19 protein-coding genes are annotated in these 18,614 nt (G+C 70.9%); 10 read left to right on the plus strand and 9 right to left on the minus strand.

Annotation, left to right across the window (positions count from 1 at the left end; all coding sequences use genetic code 11):
- Positions 1-81: 81 nt before the first annotated feature.
- Positions 82-777, minus strand: a complete 696-nt coding sequence (locus tag DLJ59_RS05190; protein WP_124771362.1) for a DUF4396 domain-containing protein — start codon at positions 775-777, stop codon at positions 82-84.
- Between the two features lie 89 nt (positions 778-866).
- Here DLJ59_RS05190 and DLJ59_RS05195 point away from each other — a divergent pair, with 89 nt between their 5' ends.
- On the plus strand, positions 867-1,505 hold the full coding sequence (locus DLJ59_RS05195) for a TMEM175 family protein (RefSeq protein WP_124771363.1): 639 nt from the start codon (positions 867-869) through the stop codon (positions 1,503-1,505).
- Here the strand turns inward: DLJ59_RS05195 and DLJ59_RS05200 are convergent.
- Positions 1,502-2,593 carry a winged helix DNA-binding domain-containing protein gene (locus DLJ59_RS05200; RefSeq protein WP_124771364.1) on the minus strand — a complete coding sequence of 364 codons (1,092 nt, stop codon included), beginning with the start codon at positions 2,591-2,593 and terminating at the stop codon, positions 1,502-1,504. The two genes, DLJ59_RS05195 and DLJ59_RS05200, sit on opposite strands and share 4 nt — an antisense overlap.
- A gap of 96 nt (positions 2,594-2,689) precedes the next feature.
- Positions 2,690-2,890 (minus strand): hypothetical protein, encoded by a 201-nt coding sequence (locus DLJ59_RS05205; protein ID WP_124771365.1) that lies wholly within the window; start codon positions 2,888-2,890, stop codon positions 2,690-2,692.
- 576 nt (positions 2,891-3,466) lie between these two features.
- On the opposite strand from DLJ59_RS05205, the gene DLJ59_RS36235 reads away from it, so the two are divergent.
- Positions 3,467-3,973: a hypothetical protein gene (locus tag DLJ59_RS36235; RefSeq protein ID WP_158630782.1), complete on the plus strand. Its 507-nt coding sequence runs from the start codon at positions 3,467-3,469 to the stop codon at positions 3,971-3,973.
- A gap of 110 nt (positions 3,974-4,083) precedes the next feature.
- Here DLJ59_RS36235 and DLJ59_RS05215 read toward each other — a convergent pair whose 3' ends face one another.
- The 3 genes from DLJ59_RS05215 to DLJ59_RS05225 all read right to left on the minus strand — a co-directional run bounded on the left by DLJ59_RS05215 (position 4,084) and on the right by DLJ59_RS05225 (position 7,615).
- The gene (locus DLJ59_RS05215) at positions 4,084-6,135 is read right to left on the minus strand and encodes an amylo-alpha-1,6-glucosidase (protein WP_124771366.1); all 2,052 of its coding nucleotides are present in this window, start codon (positions 6,133-6,135) and stop codon (positions 4,084-4,086) included.
- Between the two features lie 3 nt (positions 6,136-6,138).
- The gene (locus DLJ59_RS05220; protein WP_158630783.1) at positions 6,139-6,501 is read right to left on the minus strand and encodes an SCP2 sterol-binding domain-containing protein; all 363 of its coding nucleotides are present in this window, start codon (positions 6,499-6,501) and stop codon (positions 6,139-6,141) included.
- 103 nt (positions 6,502-6,604) lie between these two features.
- Positions 6,605-7,615 carry a carboxypeptidase-like regulatory domain-containing protein gene (locus DLJ59_RS05225; protein WP_124771368.1) on the minus strand — a complete coding sequence of 337 codons (1,011 nt, stop codon included), beginning with the start codon at positions 7,613-7,615 and terminating at the stop codon, positions 6,605-6,607.
- Between the two features lie 238 nt (positions 7,616-7,853).
- On the opposite strand from DLJ59_RS05225, the gene DLJ59_RS05230 reads away from it, so the two are divergent.
- The 4 genes from DLJ59_RS05230 to DLJ59_RS05245 all read left to right on the plus strand — a co-directional run bounded on the left by DLJ59_RS05230 (position 7,854) and on the right by DLJ59_RS05245 (position 11,129).
- On the plus strand, positions 7,854-8,804 hold the full coding sequence (locus DLJ59_RS05230; RefSeq protein ID WP_124771369.1) for an SRPBCC family protein: 951 nt from the start codon (positions 7,854-7,856) through the stop codon (positions 8,802-8,804).
- 27 nt (positions 8,805-8,831) lie between these two features.
- A complete protein-coding gene (locus DLJ59_RS05235) occupies positions 8,832-10,004 on the plus strand; it encodes a zinc-dependent alcohol dehydrogenase (RefSeq protein ID WP_124771370.1) in 1,173 nt (390 codons plus the stop codon).
- 441 nt (positions 10,005-10,445) lie between these two features.
- Positions 10,446-10,580 (plus strand): GNAT family N-acetyltransferase, encoded by a 135-nt coding sequence (locus DLJ59_RS37220; protein WP_244235830.1) that lies wholly within the window; start codon positions 10,446-10,448, stop codon positions 10,578-10,580.
- A 162-nt stretch (positions 10,581-10,742) separates the two neighbouring features.
- Complete coding sequence (locus DLJ59_RS05245; RefSeq protein ID WP_158630784.1) at positions 10,743-11,129, plus strand: DUF2267 domain-containing protein; 387 nt, start codon at positions 10,743-10,745, stop codon at positions 11,127-11,129.
- Positions 11,130-11,159: 30 nt separating this feature from the next.
- On the opposite strand, the gene DLJ59_RS05250 is transcribed toward DLJ59_RS05245, so the two are convergent.
- Positions 11,160-12,638 carry a glutamate-cysteine ligase family protein gene (locus DLJ59_RS05250; protein WP_124771372.1) on the minus strand — a complete coding sequence of 493 codons (1,479 nt, stop codon included), beginning with the start codon at positions 12,636-12,638 and terminating at the stop codon, positions 11,160-11,162.
- Between the two features lie 153 nt (positions 12,639-12,791).
- Here DLJ59_RS05250 and DLJ59_RS05255 point away from each other — a divergent pair, with 153 nt between their 5' ends.
- Positions 12,792-13,130 carry a DUF3817 domain-containing protein gene (locus DLJ59_RS05255; protein ID WP_124771381.1) on the plus strand — a complete coding sequence of 113 codons (339 nt, stop codon included), beginning with the start codon at positions 12,792-12,794 and terminating at the stop codon, positions 13,128-13,130.
- A gap of 33 nt (positions 13,131-13,163) precedes the next feature.
- On the opposite strand, the gene DLJ59_RS05260 is transcribed toward DLJ59_RS05255, so the two are convergent.
- Complete coding sequence (locus DLJ59_RS05260) at positions 13,164-13,712, minus strand: hypothetical protein (protein WP_208648561.1); 549 nt, start codon at positions 13,710-13,712, stop codon at positions 13,164-13,166.
- Positions 13,713-13,854: 142 nt separating this feature from the next.
- Here DLJ59_RS05260 and DLJ59_RS05265 point away from each other — a divergent pair, with 142 nt between their 5' ends.
- The 3 genes from DLJ59_RS05265 to DLJ59_RS05275 are packed head-to-tail and all read left to right on the plus strand — an operon-like array spanning position 13,855 to position 17,874.
- Complete coding sequence (locus DLJ59_RS05265; protein ID WP_124771374.1) at positions 13,855-14,979, plus strand: baeRF2 domain-containing protein; 1,125 nt, start codon at positions 13,855-13,857, stop codon at positions 14,977-14,979.
- Entirely contained in the window at positions 14,972-16,726 is a 1,755-nt protein-coding gene (locus DLJ59_RS05270; protein ID WP_124771375.1) for a thiamine pyrophosphate-binding protein, read from the plus strand. Before DLJ59_RS05265 ends, DLJ59_RS05270 begins: the two co-directional genes overlap by 8 nt.
- A 50-nt stretch (positions 16,727-16,776) precedes the next feature.
- Positions 16,777-17,874, plus strand: a complete 1,098-nt coding sequence (locus DLJ59_RS05275; RefSeq protein WP_124771376.1) for an iron-containing redox enzyme family protein — start codon at positions 16,777-16,779, stop codon at positions 17,872-17,874.
- Positions 17,875-18,311: 437 nt separating this feature from the next.
- Here the strand turns inward: DLJ59_RS05275 and DLJ59_RS05280 are convergent.
- A partial coding sequence (locus tag DLJ59_RS05280) for a CDGSH iron-sulfur domain-containing protein (RefSeq protein WP_279635726.1) occupies positions 18,312-18,614 on the minus strand: 303 nt, incomplete at its 5' end.

Consider the following 18,614-nt stretch of genomic DNA (forward strand, 5'->3'; position numbering starts at 1 on the left):
CCCCCGGGTGCGCTATATGTTAGAAGTGGCAGGGAGAGTGATCTCCTTGCCGTTTGCTTTTTGCGCAGCCGATCATGCCGTTCAGTCCTCGTGGCGTGGTTCGGTGCGCAGCCGTCGGCCGATCTGCCAGGAGGCGGTGGGCCAGGCCGCGAGGAAGCCGACTATCAGTCCGATCTGACCCGCGAACCAGAACGTCGGGCTGTCGGGTCGCAGCGGTGGTTCCGAAAAGACCACGCGATGCGCGAGCGTCAACCACGCGAACAACGCCGCCTCGAACACGGTGATGGTCAGCAACTCGATCCTGACCACGTCCCACGTCGCGGCCCAGGCCTTCGCGGGACTGTGACCCGGCCCGGCGAAGTACCGAAAGAGCACAGCTATCACCGCCGCCATCAGGTAGTCGCCGGCGTAGGCGACCCACAGCGGGTCGTGCTCCGGGTCGAACCTCACCGCGAACAGGGCGACCTCGGCGATGACGAAACCGAGGGCGCAATGGGCGCCGCAGCGCGACACGTGAGTGACGACGATGCCACGGCGGGGCCTTCGCGGTTTACCCTCCCGCCGCCGCAGAGAGAACGCCTCCGGTCTACCCCAGGTCCAGTACAGGCGGACGGCCGCCGGGCCGATGTAGAGGACGGTCACCAGCCAGACGATCTCCATGACCTTGAACGGCTGACGGTTTCCGCGAAGATAGGTGTCGGCGAGGACGATCGCGAAGCTGACCACGCCGACTGTGAGCGACGCCCACGAGAGCGCCACGAGCCAGGTCGGTTGCATTGGCGTCCCTCCGCACTCCGGGCCAGCGTCCTCGTGCCGGCGAAGCGGGCAGGTCCAGATGAAAGCTGATCTATAGCATAATTCGCGATGTGCCTCCTAAAAGGGAAACTTCGCGGCTTGTCCGTAATCCCGGCCGCCTGCTGACTTTCAGCGACGGCGTGGTCGCGATCGCCGTGACGCTCCTCGTGCTGGAGATCCAACCGCCGCACGACTTCGGGCACCTCGCGCGCGGTCTCGGCGCGCTGTGGCCGTCGTACCTGGCGTACACGCTGAGCTTCCTGCTCATCGGGCAGGTGTGGGTCAATCACCACGTGATGTTCGACCGGGTCCGGCACGTCGACCGAGGTGTCCTGTTCCTCAACACGCTGCTCCTGATGGTCATCGCGTTCCTGCCGTTCTCCACCTCACTGCTGGCCGACGCGTTGCGGGCGGAGCAAGGGCTGCGCGCAGCGGTCGTCGTCTACGGCGGCACACTGTGGACGGCGGCGGCCCTGTTCAACATCATTTGGGCTCACCTGCGCCGCGCCGGACTGTTGGACCCCGGCCTTGGTCCCTTCGGTGCGCGGGCCATCGGCCGCCGATTCCTACTCGCGCTGATCTGGATCGGATCCGGCGTCCTCGTCGGCGCGTTCGTGCCAATCGCCGGCGTCGTCATCATCGCCGGCTTCCTGCCCGCCTACTACCTGCCCATTCGTGGCGAGTACGGCGAGGACGACGGGGCAACCTAGCTGCCGAATTCGACGCCGGTGAGGGAGACGGCGCGGTACGCGGCGAGGCGTTCGGCCTGGGCCGTGATGGCCTTACGGGTGGCGTCCGACAGCCGGTGCCACGGATGGACGGCGACGGTGAACGCCCTGCCGGACTTGCGGGGACGCCAGGTGCCGACCAGTTCGCCGTCGACCAGGACGGCGCCCGGCCGACCCAGCACCGGCCACAACTCCTTGGCGTGGGCGGTGTCCGGCACCAGCGTCGCCCGGTCCTTGGCCTGCAAAAACAGGTCGTACGGGCCGAGCAGGCGGGTGTCGCCGCTGTCGGCTGACTCCAGCGCCTTTTCGTCTGCGGCCAGCAGGGAGCGCACCTCGCCGCCGACCGTCACCTCGATCACGTCGTCAGGCCAGCGTGCCTTCACGTCCTTCAGCGGGGCGTCGAGATAGTCGGCAACCTGTTTCGGGGTGGCCGGGCCGAGCAGGCGGAGGTACGCGCGGACGAGGTCGAACCGGTCACCCGCAGCGGCTGCCTTCCGGAACCTGGTGATGCGTCGCAGGACCGGCGGTGAGGTGTCGAGCTGCAACTCCAGTCCGGCCCGCACGGCAGCGAGCCGGAACGGCATCTCGTAGAGATGGGTGGCGTCGCACGGCCGGCAGAACCGCAGATACGGCTGGGGTAGCGCCGTGGCCAGGCGGCCGGAGACGTCCCCCTTCACCGTCGGCGTGGTGACGATGGCCCGCATCCGGGCGGCGATCTCGTCCAGGGCCGCGAGAGTGTCGATGCCGGCGGCCTTCAACGGCTTCGCGGCGTCGTAGACGCGCTTGCCCGCGTCGGCCTCGGAGAAGGGCTCGACCGCGGCCGCCACCTGCGCGATGTCGGCCCGGCGGTAGAGGTGCGGCGCGCCCCGCACGGTCCACAGCAGGACCACGTCCGGGTCGGACAGCGCGGTCACGTCCACCCCGCGCACCGCCAACGCCCACCGGGCGCCGTCCGGGCCGGTGTTCTGCACCCCGATGTCCAGGACGGCGGTGTCGGCGAGCGTGCCCTCGTCCCGGTCGAGCTGCTGGGCCCGGACCCGGAAGTTCATCACCTGGTGCCGATCGACCATGTCTGCACCCTAGTTGCGGCGGCGCTGCCCTGGCAGGTCGCCGCGGACCTGCCGGAATTCGGCGGGAGGACTATCGACGACTGGGCGGTCGTCGCCTCAGAGGAGGAGGCCCACCGCGGTCAGCGCCAGCCCGATTGCGGCCATCACCATTCCGGTGAGCCGATATTCGGAAGTTCTTGCCGAGTCGTATTTGACCAGGCCGAAATGACCTGCCAGGCGGGCCATTCCAATGGGTCGCCACGCCAGTAGCGCGCCAGCCACCACGGAAAACAATCCGACTATGAGCATGATGGTCATCGCCTGATGATAGCGCGATCCACGCTGAACTTCAGCGCGAGCAATGGCGCTCGGCAGCCTCACACCACTGCGGAGAGGTGTGTCAGCGGCGTCGGCGCCGGTGCCGTGTCACAGCCCCGGCCACAGCCATCGACACCCCCACCACAGCGGCCACTGCCAGCACGATTGATGCTCCAGCCAGTCCCATAGGGACATCGTACGTCGGCGCGCGTTCCCTGTCTCGTCCGGTGGTAGAGGAGCGCGGGACGGTCCTTAACGGTTAGATGGGAGCGTCGTCGTCACATTTGTCAAAGCCTCCTTTGATGCGAGTTTGAGGTCACCGGAACAATTTAACAAGGGGTTTCCGTCATCGGCGTCGATGGTTACCTTGAGGTCTTCCATTGTTCGCACGAACAGCAGGGAGGATGAGCGCTACCGGCGACGACACCACCTCGGGGGCCACCCCGAAAACGGGCGCAGCGCCGCCGGCGGAGCCCGCCATCCACAATGGTGGCCGTCCAGTGGCGGTGCTCCGGCTTCGGCGCTGACGCCGGACGAATTGATCAACCCTTGGGGTGTCGGCTATCGTGCGCGTCCGTGAAGCCATCTCGTCTGACCTCCGCCCTGTTGATCCTTGCCGCCACGACGGCGCTCGCCGCCTGTGGCGACGGTGACAAGGCGACGAACGCCGGATCCACGACCCCCGTCCCGACGTCCGCAGCCCCGTCCTCCGCGGTCACATCCGCCGCCGCCACGCCGGCCTCGTCCGCCGGGGCGGGCGGCGCCAGCGACAAGCAGATCTGCGAGTCGGTGAAGAAGGCCGGCGACGAGATGCGGGCCGAGCTGGTGAAGGTCGCCACGACCGGCGACGCGTCGGCGGCGGACTTCAAGAAGATCCTGACCGAGCTGGAGCAGAAGGTGACCACGATCGCCTCCACCGGTGACGGCAAGCTGGCCGATTCCCTGCGAGCGTTCGGCGCCGAGGCCGCGAAGGCCGCAGCCGCGGCGGACCCGGCGGCCGCCGCCGACAATCCGGCCTTCGAGAAGGTCGGCAAGGAGATCAGCACCGCGTGCAAGGCGCACGGCGTCACCATGGTTCTCTGATCATCGTGGCCCGATCGGGTCGGGTGTGATGACGGACGGCCCCCACTCTCCGCGTGGGGGCCGTCCGTCATCGGGCACCCAACCGGCAACCGGCGCAGCTGACCATGCCGCTAGCGCTGGTCGGGGCGTTGGCGGGCGAAGGCGTCGCGCTTGCCCCACCGGCCGGGGATGTCCAGGAGCGCGATCCGCCCGAAGGCGGTGGGCAGCGCGGGGTCCACGGCCAGGTGATCCTCGTGCGGGTTGATACCGAGCATGGTGCGGATCAGCAGCATCGTGGCACCGCTGGACCACGCCTGCGGGCTGCCGGCGGTCGGGTAGCGAATCGGAAACTTGGTGGTGTCGCGGTCGAACCCGCCGAACGCCTCGGGTAGCCGACCCTCGAAGTAGGTGGCCGCGGAGAGGATGCCCTCGGCGATGCGGGCCGCCTCGTTGGCGAAGCCGTAACGGCGTAGACCCCAGGCGATGAAGGAGTTGTCGAACGGCCAGACCGTGCCGTTGTGGTAGCCGAGCGGGTTGTAGCGGCGCTGCCCCTCGGCGAACGTCCGCACACCCCAACCGGAGAAGAGCGCCGGACCCATCAGGTGCTCGACCACCCGGGGAGCCCGCTCCGGCGGCACGATGCCGCTCCAGAGCAGGTGGCCGATGTTGGACGACAGGCTGTCCACGGGGGTGCCGTCGTGGTCGAGCGCGAGGGCGTAGAAGCCGCGGTCCGCAAGCCAGAAATCCCGGTTGAACCGGTCGTACAGGGCCGCCGCCTCGCTCTCCAGCCGCTCGGCGTAGGCAGGATCACCCCAGACGGTACGGGCCAGCCTCGCTCCTCTGATCTTGGCGTCGTAGGCGTACCCCTGGGTTTCGCAGGTGGCCCTCGGGAAGCCCGGCAGCCGGCCGTCGGCGTAGGAGATGCTGTCCCAGGAGTCCTTCCAGCACTGGTTGTCCAGGCCGGTGACGCGGTTACGTCGCCGGTACCACACGTAGCCGGTGTCGGTCAGGTCCGCGTACCTGTCGATCCAGGTCAGCGCCGCGCGAGCCTCCTGCTCCAACTCCAGCACCAGTGCGGTGTCGCCGCTCCACCGCTCGTACTCGTCGAGCAGCACCACGAACAGCGGTGACGCGTCCACGGTGCCGTAGTAGGGGGAGTGCGGCTGCTCCTCGAACGCGGCCGACTCCCCGTAGCGCAGCTCGTGCAGGATTCGGCCCGGGTCCTCCTCCAGCACGTCGTCGGTCCGGGCGCCCTGCAGCGACGCGAGGATCCGCAGTGTCGGTGGGGTCAGCGACGGTGTGACGGGCAGGGTCTGCAGGCAGGTCAACAGGCTGTCGCGGCCGAACAGGGTCATGAACCAGGGCAACCCGGCCGCAGGCACGCTCTCGCCGCCGAGGGAGAGCGGGGCGAAGCGCAGCGCCGCCAAATCCACCAGGCTGCGGTGGTAGACCTGCTGGAGGCCGACGCTCTCGGTGTCCAGGGTCGGGGCCGCCGCGACCCAGTCCCGCATGCTCGTGGGCAGGGTGGAGTCGTTCGGCCGTTGGGCGCGCAGGGCGGCGCGCAGGTCGACGCCGTCCGGGCGCAGCGCCAGCATGACGGCCTGCAACCGGGTCGACCACTGCTGCCCCGGGCGGAGCCGGACCGCGAACCGAAGGCCGCCCGGGTCGTACTCCGCGGGCTCACTCGCCGACACGACAACCTCACGTCGGTAGGTGCCGCGCCGGTAGCCCAGTCGCAACTCGTTCGGGCCGACGCGGGTGTAGTGGGCGCCGACCTTGTCACCGACGTCGAACTTGATCTCGAAAATGTCGGCGAAGTCCGCCTCCACCTCCAGTCGCACGTTGAGCGTCATGTCCCGCTCGCCGTAATTGAAGATCGTGACCGACTCGGTGAGATCCGGGCCGATGCGCCTGCGCCGAATGGCCGACACGTCCGCCTCCACGTAGTCCACCGCCTCGCCCGGCACCGCGAAGAACGTGATCTCGAAGTACTCGCTGTCGTCCACCGACAGCGCTGTCATGCACTCGCCGTCGACGGTGAGCCTCCAGCGGGACAGGAAGCGCGTGTCGGCGGCGAAGAGGCCGACCGGGGTGCCCGAGGACGACCCCACGTCCCCGCTGGCGTCGGACACCATGAAGGTGTTCCCGTCGATGCACGCCACGGTGCCCGCGATGTCCCTCATCGGTCACGTCCCCGCGTCGGAATCGTGGCGCTGAGGCGGCCCGGACGTTCGCGGAAACAGCCGCCCGATGCGTAACGCCAGAGCGAGATCACCGTCGACCATGATCTCGCCCCGGGCGATCGCCGCCAGGCCATTCACCTCGCCCCGCGCCATCGCGTCCGCGAACTGCGCGGAAACGTTGACCACCGTGGTGGCGGGACCACCGTTTCTGGTCACCCGTAGCTCACCATGATCGATGTCCAGCCGCCACTGCTCCAGGTGGCCGCCGTCGCGGATGTCGAACCGCACGCTCCCGCAGACCTTGCTGAACCGTGGATCCCGGCCGGCGACCGACAACCGCTCGAAGAAGGCGCTGGCCTCCGACATCCCACCCCCTCGGGCGCTGGTAAGAGGGATGCCGGCTACCCGATCCGGGCAACTCCTAACGCCAGGCGGCATCCCTCGTTCCCGGGGCGAGCGAGCAGCCGGGTCAGCCGAGGTTGAAGTCCACCACGACCGGCGCCCGCCGGACCCGCACGGGAATCGCGGCGTCGAAGCCGGCGGCGTCGCAGTGCCAGACCGGCGGGGTGTACGCGCAGTCGCAACGCAGCTTCACCCGCTGGCCGGGGAGCAGGCGCAGGGCGTAATCGCTGCCCACGTCCGCCACGCCGGCCAGATCCCCGGTGGCCGCGTCGAACGCGACCACCTGGGCGTAGGTGAGCAGCTCGTCGACCCGTACCGCACCACTGAGCGGTGTTCCGGCGGGCAGCGCCTGATTCAGGGTCGCCGTCTGCTGGGCGCGGACCCGCACCGGCCGCGCCTGCTGACGACTGCCCACCCCACCGGACCAGACGGTCGCCAGGCCGGCGGCGGCGAACTGCACAGGCCAGTGGTACGGGCCGAGGCCGGTGATCGTGTAGCGGCCGTCCTCGTCGGTCATCGGGCCGTGGTCGTCGTACTTCGGATCCGGCACGTAGGGCACCACCATGACCCGGGCGCGGGAGACTGGCGCGCCCGTCGCCGCGTCGGTCACCACCCCGACGACGGTGCCGGGCGGGTCGAGCCGGACGTCCGGCACCCCGGTCACCGCACCAGCACGCACCTGGACCACCCGCGCCTGCTCGCGGTCACCGGTGCCGCCGTGCCGGCCCACCCACTGCCAGCCGTGGGTCGTCGTGTCGTAGGGGCGCACCAGCAGCCGGTACCTCCCCGGGGCGACATCGCCGGCCACCAGGACACCCTGCTCGTCGGCGCAGCCCGCGTACCGCCCGAGCTGGTCCTCGCCGAGGGTGACCGCCGCCAACGCGGCGGCGTCCACCGGGACGAGCGCGGCGCAGGCCCGGGGGACCGGCGCGCCGGTCGCCGCGTCGCGCACCACCGTCCGGACGCCGCCAGGCGCGGACGACCCGGGTGGACCCGCGGTGGCCGGCGCGGCGGCCTGCACGACGAGCAGGGCGACGGCGACGGTGGCGGTCAGGGTGCGCAGGAGTGCGCGGCTCATGGGGGTGTCCTTCCGACGGTGCGGCGGGTCGGCCGACGGTAACCGTCGGCAGTGATCCATTTCAGTCAATGTCGCTATCGCGACCGTTGCCGACCGGATAACCGTCCACGCCGCCCGGATCGGACGTTCTACCCGGAACCTGGCGCGTGCGGCACCTCTACGACATAGCGTCACGGGGCGGGACCACCGCTGCCCCCGGCAGCGGACCGACGGCGACGCCCACCCGAAAGGACCGGACATGAGTCGTGTCGACACTGTGCTCCTGCCGGAGCTGGACGGGCCGGTGCCCGCGACGCTGCCGAGCGCGCTCGGCCTGCTGAGCCTGGCCCTGGGCGTGGGCGCCCTGGCCGCGCCCGGACCCGTCGCGCGGATGACGGGAGTGGACGACGCCCCGGCCGCTCGGCCCGTGCTCACCGCCATCGGCCTGCGGGAACTGGGCAGCGCCGCCGGCCTGCTCAGCGGTCGACGTCCGGCCGGCTGGGCCTGGAGTCGGGTGGCCGGCGACGCGATGGACCTCACCCTGCTCGGGCGGGCCCTGGCCGACCGCAGCGGCGAACGCCGCCACCGGGTCGCGCTGACCACCCTCGCCATCGCCGGCATCACCGCCGTCGACGTGCTCGCCGCCGTACGCGTCGCCAGGGCTCGACGGGCCCGTGCCCGGGTGATCCGGATGGAGATCGCGGTGACGGTGAACCGGTCGCCCGCCGAGGCGTACCGGTTCTGGCGGGACATGGAGAACCTGCCCCGGTTCATGGCGCACCTGGAATCCGTACGCGCCGACGACCTGCGCCGTTCGCACTGGATCGCCCGTGGTCCGGCCGGGAAACGCGTCGAATGGGACGCCGAAATCATCGACGACCAGCCGAACAAGTCCATCACCTGGCGTTCGCTGCCGGGCACCGGCGTGGCCAACGCCGGCCGGGTCCGGTTCGTGCCCGCGCCCGGCGACCGGGGCACCGAGGTGCGGGTGGAGTTGCGTTACGCGCCGCCGGCCGGCGCGCTCGGTCGGGCGGTGGCGAAGCTGTTCGGCGAGGAACCCGAGCAGCAGGTCCGCGACGACCTGCGCCGGTTCAAGCAGGTGCTGGAGACCGGCGAGGTGGTCCGCTCCGATGGCAGCCCCAACGGCATCTCCGTACGCCAACAGGCCATGCAGCGTCCCGCCCAGCCGCTGCCGGCGTCCCGTCGCTGATCGTCCGAGCTCCGAAAGGGACCGAGAATGAAGGCCACCGCCTGGATGGGCGCCGACAGCGTCAAGGTCATCGACGTGCCCGACCCGAAGATCATGAACGCCCGGGACGCGATCGTCCGGATCAGCACCACCGCGATCTGCGGCTCAGACCTGCACCTCTACCACGGCTACATCCCCGCGATGCGCAAGGGCGACATCCTCGGCCACGAGTTCATGGGCGAGGTGGTGGAGGTGGGCCCCCAGGTCCGCAACCTCGCCCCCGGCGACCGGGTGGTGGTGCCCTTCCCCATCGCCTGCGGGCACTGCTCCTCCTGCCAGCGCGGCCTCTACTCGGTCTGCGAGAACTCCAACCCCAACGCCGGGATCGCCGAGAAGATCATGGGGCACTCACCGGCCGGCATCTTCGGCTACTCCCACCTGCTCGGCGGGTACGCCGGCGGTCAGGCCGAGTACGCCCGGGTGCCGTTCGCCGACGTCGGCCCGATCAAGGTGCCCGACGAGATCAGCGACGACCAGGCGGTCATGCTGGCCGACGTGTTCCCCACCGGCTACATGGGCGCCGAGATGTGCGACATCAAACCCGGGCAGGTGATCGCCGTCTGGGGCGCCGGCCCGGTCGGGCTGCTCGCCGCGGCCAGCGCCCGGCTGCTCGGCGCGGAACGGGTGATCGTCATCGACCGATACCCGTACCGGCTGCGGTTGGCCGAGGAACACATCGACGCGGAGACGATCAACTATGACGAAGTCGACGTGCTGGACACGCTCAACGAGATGACAGCCGGTCGGGGCCCCGACGCGTGCATCGACGCGGTGGGCCTGGAGAGCCACCACGGCAACGCCGCCATGTACGCGTACGACCGGGCCAAGCAGGCCGCGCGGGTCGAGACGGAACGGCCGTTCGCGCTGCGCCAGGCGATCCTGGCCTGCCGCTCGGGCGGGGTGGTCTCGGTCGTCGGCGCGTACGGCGGCTTCGTCGACAAGTTCCCGATGGGCGCGTTCATGAACCGGTCGCTGATCATGCGGACCGGTCAGTGTCACGTCCAGCGCTACACCCGGCCGCTGCTGGAACGCATCCAGCGCGGCGAGATCGACCCCAGCTTCATCGTCAGCCACCGGATGCCGCTGCGCGACGCCCCGAAGGGCTACAAGATCTTCCAGAAGAAGCAGGACGACTGCACGAAGGTGCTGCTCAAGGTCTGACCGGGTGGGCGCTGCCGGCGGGGGAGTGAGTAGTAGCGCTGTCTTTGGAGCTGATGCCGTAAACGAATCAGCCCGGCTGGCCTGGGGGTGCCTTCGCCTCGGAGTCGAGCGGCCGGATATGTGATGTCGTCAATGATCCGGGTGGGCGATGTCGTGAACGATTCAGCTCCAAAGGACCCGACCCTCACCTCGGCCACCACCGCAGGACGCTGTCGATGCGCAGGCGCCAGCCGCCAGCCGCGGCGAGCTAGCGTGTCGCCATGGAGAGTGGTGGCACGTCGGCGCGGGTCTCGGCCGACCTCACCGTCCGGTTGCGGCCGGTTGCCGAGCCCGACCTGGCGATGTTCCGGCGGTTCTGCACCGAGCCGGGCCTGATCGGTCTGGACTGGGCCGGCTTCCGGGACGCCGGGGCGCCGGCGCGGAGGTTCGCCGTCGACGGCTATGGAGAAGGCCGGTTTCCAGCTCGAGGGCGTCATCCGGGCCTGCGAGTTCCGGGCTGGCCAGTGGCGCGACGGCTACCTGTACAGCCGGTTGCGCGACGACCCGTCCCCCTGGGACCCGACGCCGCAGGTCTGAGCCCTAGCGCGGGCGGACTCCCGGCTCCACCGTCAGAGTCCTCGAAGAGGCGGGAAGTCCGGGTCCGCGCGTGACCCGTTTGTCGCCGGAGAGCGTGGGAACTCGCCCCGTTCGTCCGCAGGTAGGCCAGACGGCATGCCGACGAGACCGAAGGAGCGGGGCATGGACTACGAGCAGATGATCGCCACGGTACGACAGCGCGCGGGCCTCGGTGAGAACGAGGCCGTGCGGTCCGTGCAGGCCGTCCTGTCGGTGCTCGGTGAACGGCTCGCCGGACAGGAGGCAGACAACCTGGCCGCACAGCTACCGGAGCGGCTGAACGCCTCCGTCACTCGCAATCCGCAGGGCCGCCGGTGGGACGTCGGCGAGTTCCTGAAGATGGTCGGCGACCGCGAACAGGTCGCGAACGCAGACCAGGTGCGTCAACACGCCCAGGCGGTGTTGCGTACCGTCGCCGAGGCGCTCAATGACGACGAGCGGCACGACCTGCTCGCCCAACTTCCCGGCGGCATCATCGATCTCTTCGGTGTTCCCACCCCACGAGGCTGAGCCCCCGCGCCGATCGGGTTCCCGGGGCGCTCACGGAATCGGCCACTCGTGCACCGGCCGGTTGCTGTGCATCAGGTCCACATAGTGCCGGACCACCTCGCGCAGCGCCGCCGGCCGGTCCAGGTGGTCGGCCGACTCCAACCGGTGCAGCGTCTCCACCTGCCAGGTCGCGCCGTTACGGCCGGTCAGACAGCGCTGCTCGATGATGCCGAGCAGCCGGTCACGCTCGGTCGGGTCGAGCCCCCACCGGTCCAGGCCGTGATGCGCCATCGGCAGCAACCGGCGCAACACCAACTCGGTGACCGGCAGATAGCCCAGACCGGGCCAGAAGACCTGCGCGTCGATGCCGTGCCGGGCGCAGCCGGTGAAGTTCTCCTCGGCGGCGCTGAACGACATCTGCGACCACAGCGGCCGGTCCGATTCGGCGAGGGCACGAACCAGTCCGAAGTAGAAGGCGCCGTTGGCGATGGTGTCCAGCACGGTCGGACCGGCCGGCAGCACCCGATTTTCCACCCGCAGATGTGGTCGGCCGCGCGACACGTCGTACACCGGGCGGTTCCACCGGTAGACGGTGCCGTTGTGCAGGCGCAACTCGGCCAGGTTGGGCACCTCGCCGGCCGCGAGGGCCTGCGCCGGGTCCTCCGGGTCGCAGACCGGCAGAAGCGCCGGAAAGTAGCGCACGTTCTCCTCGAACAGGTCGAACACGCTGGTGATCCAGCGTTCACCGAACCAGACCCGGGGGCGTACCCCCTGGGCTTTGATCTCTTCCGACCGGGTGTCGGTGGCCTGCTGGAACAGTGGAATGCGGGTCTCGCGCCACAACTCCCGGCCGAAGAACAGCGGCGAGTTCGCGCCGACCGCGACCTGGATGCCGGCCACCGCCTGGGCGGCGTTCCAGTAGTCGGCGAACTGTGCCGGGCTGACCTGCAGGTGGAACTGGGTGCTGGTGCAGGCCGCCTCCGGGGTGATCGTGTCAGCGGTGACCGCCAGGCGCTCCACCCCGCTGATGGCGATCGGCAGATCCTCGCCCCGGGCCGCGAAGATCTGCTCGTTGAGCAGCTTGTAGCGCGGGTTGGCCGAGAGCGTCTCGGCGGTCAGATGCTCGGGGCGCAACGTCGGCAGGATGCCGATCATGACCATGTGCGCGCCGATCGTCCGAGCCTTGACCTCGGCGGCGTTGAGGCTGGCCCGCACGTACTCCTCGAAGTCGGCCGTGCCGGTGCCGGTCAGCCGGCGCGGCGGCACGTTGATCTCGACGTTGAACTGGCCCAACTCGGTCTGGAAGCTCGGGTCCTCGATGGCCGCCAGCACGTCGGCGTTGCGCATCGCCGGATTCGACGACTCGTCGACCAGATTCAGCTCGATCTCGACGCCGGTCATCGGCCGGTCGAGGTCGAAGCGCGACTCGCGCAGCATCTCGGCGAAGACATCCAGGCAGCGTCGGACCTTGTCGCGATAGCGGGCCCGATCCTCTCGACTGAAGGTTCGCACGCCGACGTCCTCGCCCATGGTCACCACCCCGTCACCGCTGGTCCCCCTAACCTCGCACGTGATCGGCGGGCGGGGGAAGACCCGACGGCCCTTTCCTACCCACGTGCCCGTCCCGCCACCCCGAACAGAGCAGACCGATAGCATTGCCGTCCGAGAGGTGGTGGCGTGCGAATGCGCGAGAAGGTGACCCGGCTGTTCGTCGCGGCGGCGATCGCCGAGGCCTGCTCCTGGCTGGCCCTGCTGGTCGGCATGCTGGTCAAGTACGGCCCGACCGACAACGAGCTGGGCGTCAAGATCTTCGGACCGATCCACGGCGGCCTGTTCGTCGCGTACGTCCTGCTGGTGCTGGCCGTGGCCCGGTCGCACCGGTGGAGTCTGCTGGCCACGGCGGTGGCCCTGGCCAGCGCGGTGCCGCCCTTCGCCACCCTGGCCTTCGAGCGCTGGGCCCGCCGCCGGGGAATGCTCGGCGTCGACCGGCAACCGGCCCGCGAGCCCGCCCCGGTCGGCTGAGCCGCCGAACGGGGGGCGAACCCGCCGCACCGATCAGGTCAGCGCGGAGCAGGCCACCACGCCGGCCAGCAGCAGCGCGCCCAGGAACGCCTGCAACAGCAGCGGCGGCCCGAGGTGCGACCAGAGCGTCGCGGTACGCGGGGTCAGCAACTGCCCGGTGGTGAGGTTGACGATCCGCTCGATCCGGGGCGGCAACTCCGGGTCGCGTTGCGGGCGCAGGGTGAGCTGCACCTGATCCGCCGGGTGCAGGGCGCTCTGCGGCAGGTGACCGTGCAGCTCCACCTCGCAGAGCTGACCGGCGGTGTTACGGAGCCGCACCGGGGTGACCAAGTATTCCGGGCCCTGCTTCAGCTCCTTCCAACGCCGCCGGGTGCCGCCACCGCCGAAGGAGAAGAGCGAGCGCAGCAGCAGGGCGGGCAGCCGGGCGAAGGCCGCCGCGGCGAGCACCGCCACCAGCACCGGTTGACCGACGCGTACCTCGCGGGTGTAGCCGTCGAGCAGGCGGATCAGCCGCCCGGTGACGATTCGTTCCGTCGGGTGCACGATCCGTCGAGTATCGAGTCCGCTGTCCATCTCCACCACCGAGAGTCCTGTTGTGTTCACAGATCGTATCGACGTCTCCGGTTGAACGACGTGAATGAAACCTGGTCACGGGCTCACGGCCGCGAGGTGACATCCCCGGCGACCCGGGTAAGCGGGGGGCCGAGCTGGAAAGGGGTCGAGCATGCAGCTGTCCTTCCTGCGCCCGCTCTACGACCGTCCCGGGCCGTGGTGCTCGGTGTATCTGGACGCCTCCGCGGACACGGAGGACGCCCACCCCGCCCTGGATCTGCGCTGGCGTGCCCTGGAACGCAGCCTGGCCGAACAGGGGGCGGACGAGGCGGACATCGCCGCGCTGGACCGGGTGGTCCGAGGCCATGACCCGATGGTCGGGGACTACGGCCTGGCGGTCTTCGCCAGTCACGGCCGGGTGGTGCTCTCCGAGTACCTCTCCGCGCCACCACTGCGGGACCTGGCCCACGTCGGGCCGTTGCCGCACGTGATGCCGCTGCTCGCCCAGCGCGGCGAGCAGGTCGCCTGGGTCCGGGTGGTCGCCGACCGGGTCGGCGCCGACGCCATGGCGGTCAGCGCCGGTGGGGTGCCCCGGCGGGCGCACGTCGCCGGCCGCGACGAGTACCCGCTGCGGCGGGCGAAGCCCGGCGGCTGGTCGCAGTCGCGCTACCAGCGGGCGGCCATGGAGGCGTGGCACCAGAACGCGGGCGACGTCACGGCGGCGACCGTGCAGCTGGCCGACCGGGTCGGCGCGGACGTGGTGGTGGTCGCCGGCGACGTCCGGGCCACCGGAATGATCGCCGCGCAGATGCCGGAGCGCTGGCAGGATCTGGTGGTACGCACCGATGCCGGCTCCCGGGCTGGCGGCGCCGACCAGACCATGCTGGACGACCTCACCGTGCAGACCATCGCGGAGATCGCCGACCAGCGGATCAGCGACGCGTTGGACAAGTTCGGCGTGCAGGAGGACGTGGGCGGCGGCCTCGAAGCGGTCGTCTCGGCCCTGCAACGCAACCAGGTCGACATGATGCTCATCGTGGACGACCCGTCGGCCAACGGTGAGCTGTGGATCGGCGCGGAACCCACCGAGATCGCCGTCGACCCGGGGCAGCTGGCCGCCATGTCGGTGACCGACCCGCAGCGGGTACGCGCCGACGCGGCACTGGTCCGGGCGCTCGTCGGCACCGACGCGGCACTGACAGTGCTCGGCCCCGATGAGGCGCCCGACCTGACCGACGGCGTGGGGGCGGTACTGCGCTACGTCGACCCCAGCACACCGGGGCGTGGCAATGGTTGACCGAACGGTCGCGGACGTCGTGGTGGAACGGCTCCTGGCCTGGCGGGTGCCCCGCGCCTTCGGGTATCCGGGCGAGGCGATCGCCCCGCTGGTCGACGCGCTGGACCGCACCGGCGGGGAGCCGGCGTTCATCCCGGCGCGGCACGAGGAGACCGCCTCGTTCATGGCCGCCGGGCACGCGAAGTTCACCGGCGGCATCGGGGTCTGCCTCGCCACTCAGGGACCCAGCGCCGTCCAGCTGCTCAATGGCCTCTACGACGCCAAGTTGGACAGCAAGCCGGTGGTGGCCATCGTCGGCGAGGACATCTCGGGGCCGCTCGGTGGGGCGCACCAGGAGATCGGGCTGAGCCGACTCTTCGCAGACGTGTGCAACCAGTTCGTCCGGTACGGTCGCCGCCCCGAGGAGGTGGGGGCGCTGCTGGACCAGGCGTTCCGGACGGCGGCGGCGACCCGCAGCCCGACCTGCGTGGTGCTGCCCCGGCAGTTGCAGGAGGCGCTGGTGCCCGACCCGCAGACGTACGGCGCCGGGGTCATCACGGCGACCCCCGGCGAGCCACTGGCCCGGGTCCTGCCGCACGAGGCCGACCTGGACGCCGCCGCGCAGCTGCTCAGCGGCGGACAGCGGACCGCGATCCTGGTGGGTCAGGGTGGTCGGGACGCGGCCGCCGAGATCATCGAGATGGCCGACCGACTCGGCGCCGGGGTGGCCACCTCCCTGCTGGGCAAGCCGGTGCTCGACGAGCGACTGCCGTTTCACACCGGGGTGCTCGGCGAGGTCGGCACCCCGGCGGCGGCCGAGCTGATGGGTGGCTGCGACACGCTGCTGATGGTCGGCACCAACGACCCGTGGACCGACTACTTCCCGATGCCGGAGCAGGCGCGCACGGTGCAGATCGACATCGACGGCCGCCGGATCGGCACCCGGTACCCGGCCGACGTGCCGCTGGTCGGTGACGCCGCCGAGACCCTGCGGGCGCTGCTGAGCCGGGTGCACGGTCGGCCCGAGCAACAGTGGCGTGCCACCGTGGAGAGTTCGGTGGATCGGTGGCGGGAGGTCGCCGCCGAGCGGGTCGCCGCCACCGCTGACCCGGTCAACCCGCAGCTCGTCCTGCAGGAGTTGTCCGCGCGAATGCCCGGCGCCGGGGCGGTAGCTGTCGACGTCGGCTCGGTCCTCTACTGGTACGCCCGGCACCTCACCCTGCCGCCCGGGGTCAATGCCCAGCTGTGCGGCACCCTCGGCTCGATGGGCTGCGCGCTGCCGTACGCGGTGGCGGCCAAGCTCGCCGCCCCGGACCAACCGGTGGTCGCGCTGGTCGGTGACGGGGCGATGCAGCTCAACGGGCTCGCCGAACTGATCACCGTGTCGCACCTCTGGCAGGGGTGGCGCGACCCTCGGCTGGTGGTGCTGGTGCTCAACAACCGGGACCAGAACGGTATGGGTGGCGGGCGGCAGCCGTCGTCCGACCCGACCCACCGCCGCCCCGACGTGCCGTACGCCGGTTGGGCCCGGCTGCTGGGGCTGCACGGGGTGCGGGTGGACCGCCCGGAGCTGGTCGGCGCGGCCTGGGACGAGGCACTCGCCGCGGACCGTCCCTGCGTACTGGAGGCGGTCGTCGACCCGGCGGTGTCGCTGGCGCCACCGGAGCCCGCGTTCGCCGACCTGCGGGGCCTGTACGCCGAGGGCGCTGCGGCCCGGAAGGTCCGCGAACAGGTGGAGGTCACCATCGCCGCCGACGATCTCGTTTAGCCACCCGGGACCAGGGCATGAGTAGCGGCCCCGATGACGCTGGAGGTCCGATGTCCGAGCCCGCTGACCGCCGCTACGGTCCGGCGATCCTGCCGAGGGCGCGGGGCCCGCTTTCCGCGGCGGTCGTCAGGGCGTTGCGGCGTCCGCCGCACGACCTGCCGGCCGGTCTCGGCACCGACCTCGACCCGGCGGATCCGATCTTCGACGAGGACCTTCAGCTGACGCTGTTCCTCTGCTACGAGCTGCACTACCGGGGTTGGCTCGGGGTGGACGAGTCGTGGGAGTGGCAGCCGACCCTGCTGGCGCTGCGTGGCCGCTGCGAACGGGTCTTCGAGGCGGCGTTGCGTCGGCTGGTCGGGGTGCCGTCGGTACCCGCCGCCGGGGTGGCCGCCGGTCTGGCCGATCTGGTCGCGGCCGACGACGGGCCGGCGCTGGCCGCGTGGCTGCAACGGCGCGCGGACCTTGCCCAGTTCCGCGAGTTCGTCGCCCACCGTTCCGTCTACCACCTGCGTGAGGCGGACCCGCACAGCTGGGCGCTGCCCCGGCTCGGCGGTCCGGCCAAGGCCGCGCTCGTGGAGATCCAGACCGACGAGTACGGCAACGGGCGGCTGGACCGGATGCACGCCGAGCTGTTCCGGCGCACCCTCGACCGGCTGGGCCTGGACGCCAGGTACGGCGCCCACGTCGAGGCGGTACCGGCGGTGACGTTGGCGACCAACAACCTGATGTCGCTGTTCGGGCTGCACCGACGGTTGCGTGGCGCGCTGCTCGGACACCTGGCCGCGTTCGAGATGACGTCCTCGCTGCCCAACCGCCGCTACGGCAACGGGCTGCGTCGGCTCGGCTTCGACGAGCTGGCCACCCGCTTCTACGACGAGCACGTCGAGGCCGACGCGGTGCACGAGCAGATCGCCGCGCACGACATGTGCGGTGGCCTGGTCGGCGTGGAGCCGGCCCTCGCCGGCGACGTGCTCTTCGGCGCGGCGGCCGGGCTCGCGGTGGACCGGTTGTTCGCCGCGCACCTGTTGGACAGCTGGGCCGCCGGCCGCACCTCGCTGCGTGCACCCGCCCCGCCGGCGCTACCGCCCAAGGTCTCGCTTGTCGTGTCGCCCGCGGTGGCCCCGCCGGCCCCGCCCGCGCTCGTCTGATCCGAGCGGCCAGCGCAGATCCGCGAAGCCGACGGCTCACGCCACACCGGGCGGGGCCGGCGGGTAGCCGCCCGTTGTCGGCTCCCGGGCCGACGCGTCTGTCGGCCGGCAGGCAGACGCCCGCTGTCGGGCCGGCGGGCCGACTGCCCGCCGTCGGCCGACGGGCGGGCGCGCGCTGGCGGCCAGCGGCCTGCCGAGCGGAATCCGCCCTTTGCTCTGCACCCGCCCGTGCACCACGCCACGTCCGCACAGGCTGTTGGCGATCAGGTCGGCTACGCGCACGGTCCGTAACTGGCGCATGGGCGGGTGCAGAGCAAAGGGGAGGTGCGTCTGGTGCGGCCCAATCCGTGGACTTTCGCTGCGTGGCGGCGCGGTGGGGTCACGCGCGCGGTGGGGTGACGCGGCGCGGTGGGGCCACACGCGCGGGGAGAGTGGGGTCAGCTCTCGCGGGTGGTGCCCGCCCGGAAGTTGATCGCCTTGTGGGTGCCGTCGCAGAACGGCTTAAGCGCCGACTTGCCGCACCGGCACAGCGCCACCGTGCCGCGCCGCGCGTCGATGCGCTCGCCGTCCGGGGTGACCAGCGCGAAGTCGCCGCGGACCAGCAGCGGTCCGTCCTCGTACGGGGTGATCGTGGCGGCGGCTGGCTCGCTGGTGTCGTCGGTGCCCATGGCCCCGGAAGTGCCCGCCCTGCCCCTGCCGAAACCCGATCCACCGAACGCCGGTGATGACCGGGGCACCCA

The sequence above is a fragment of the Micromonospora inaquosa genome, assembly GCF_003857055.1.
Taxonomy (GTDB): Bacteria; Actinomycetota; Actinomycetes; order Mycobacteriales; family Micromonosporaceae; genus Micromonospora; species Micromonospora inaquosa.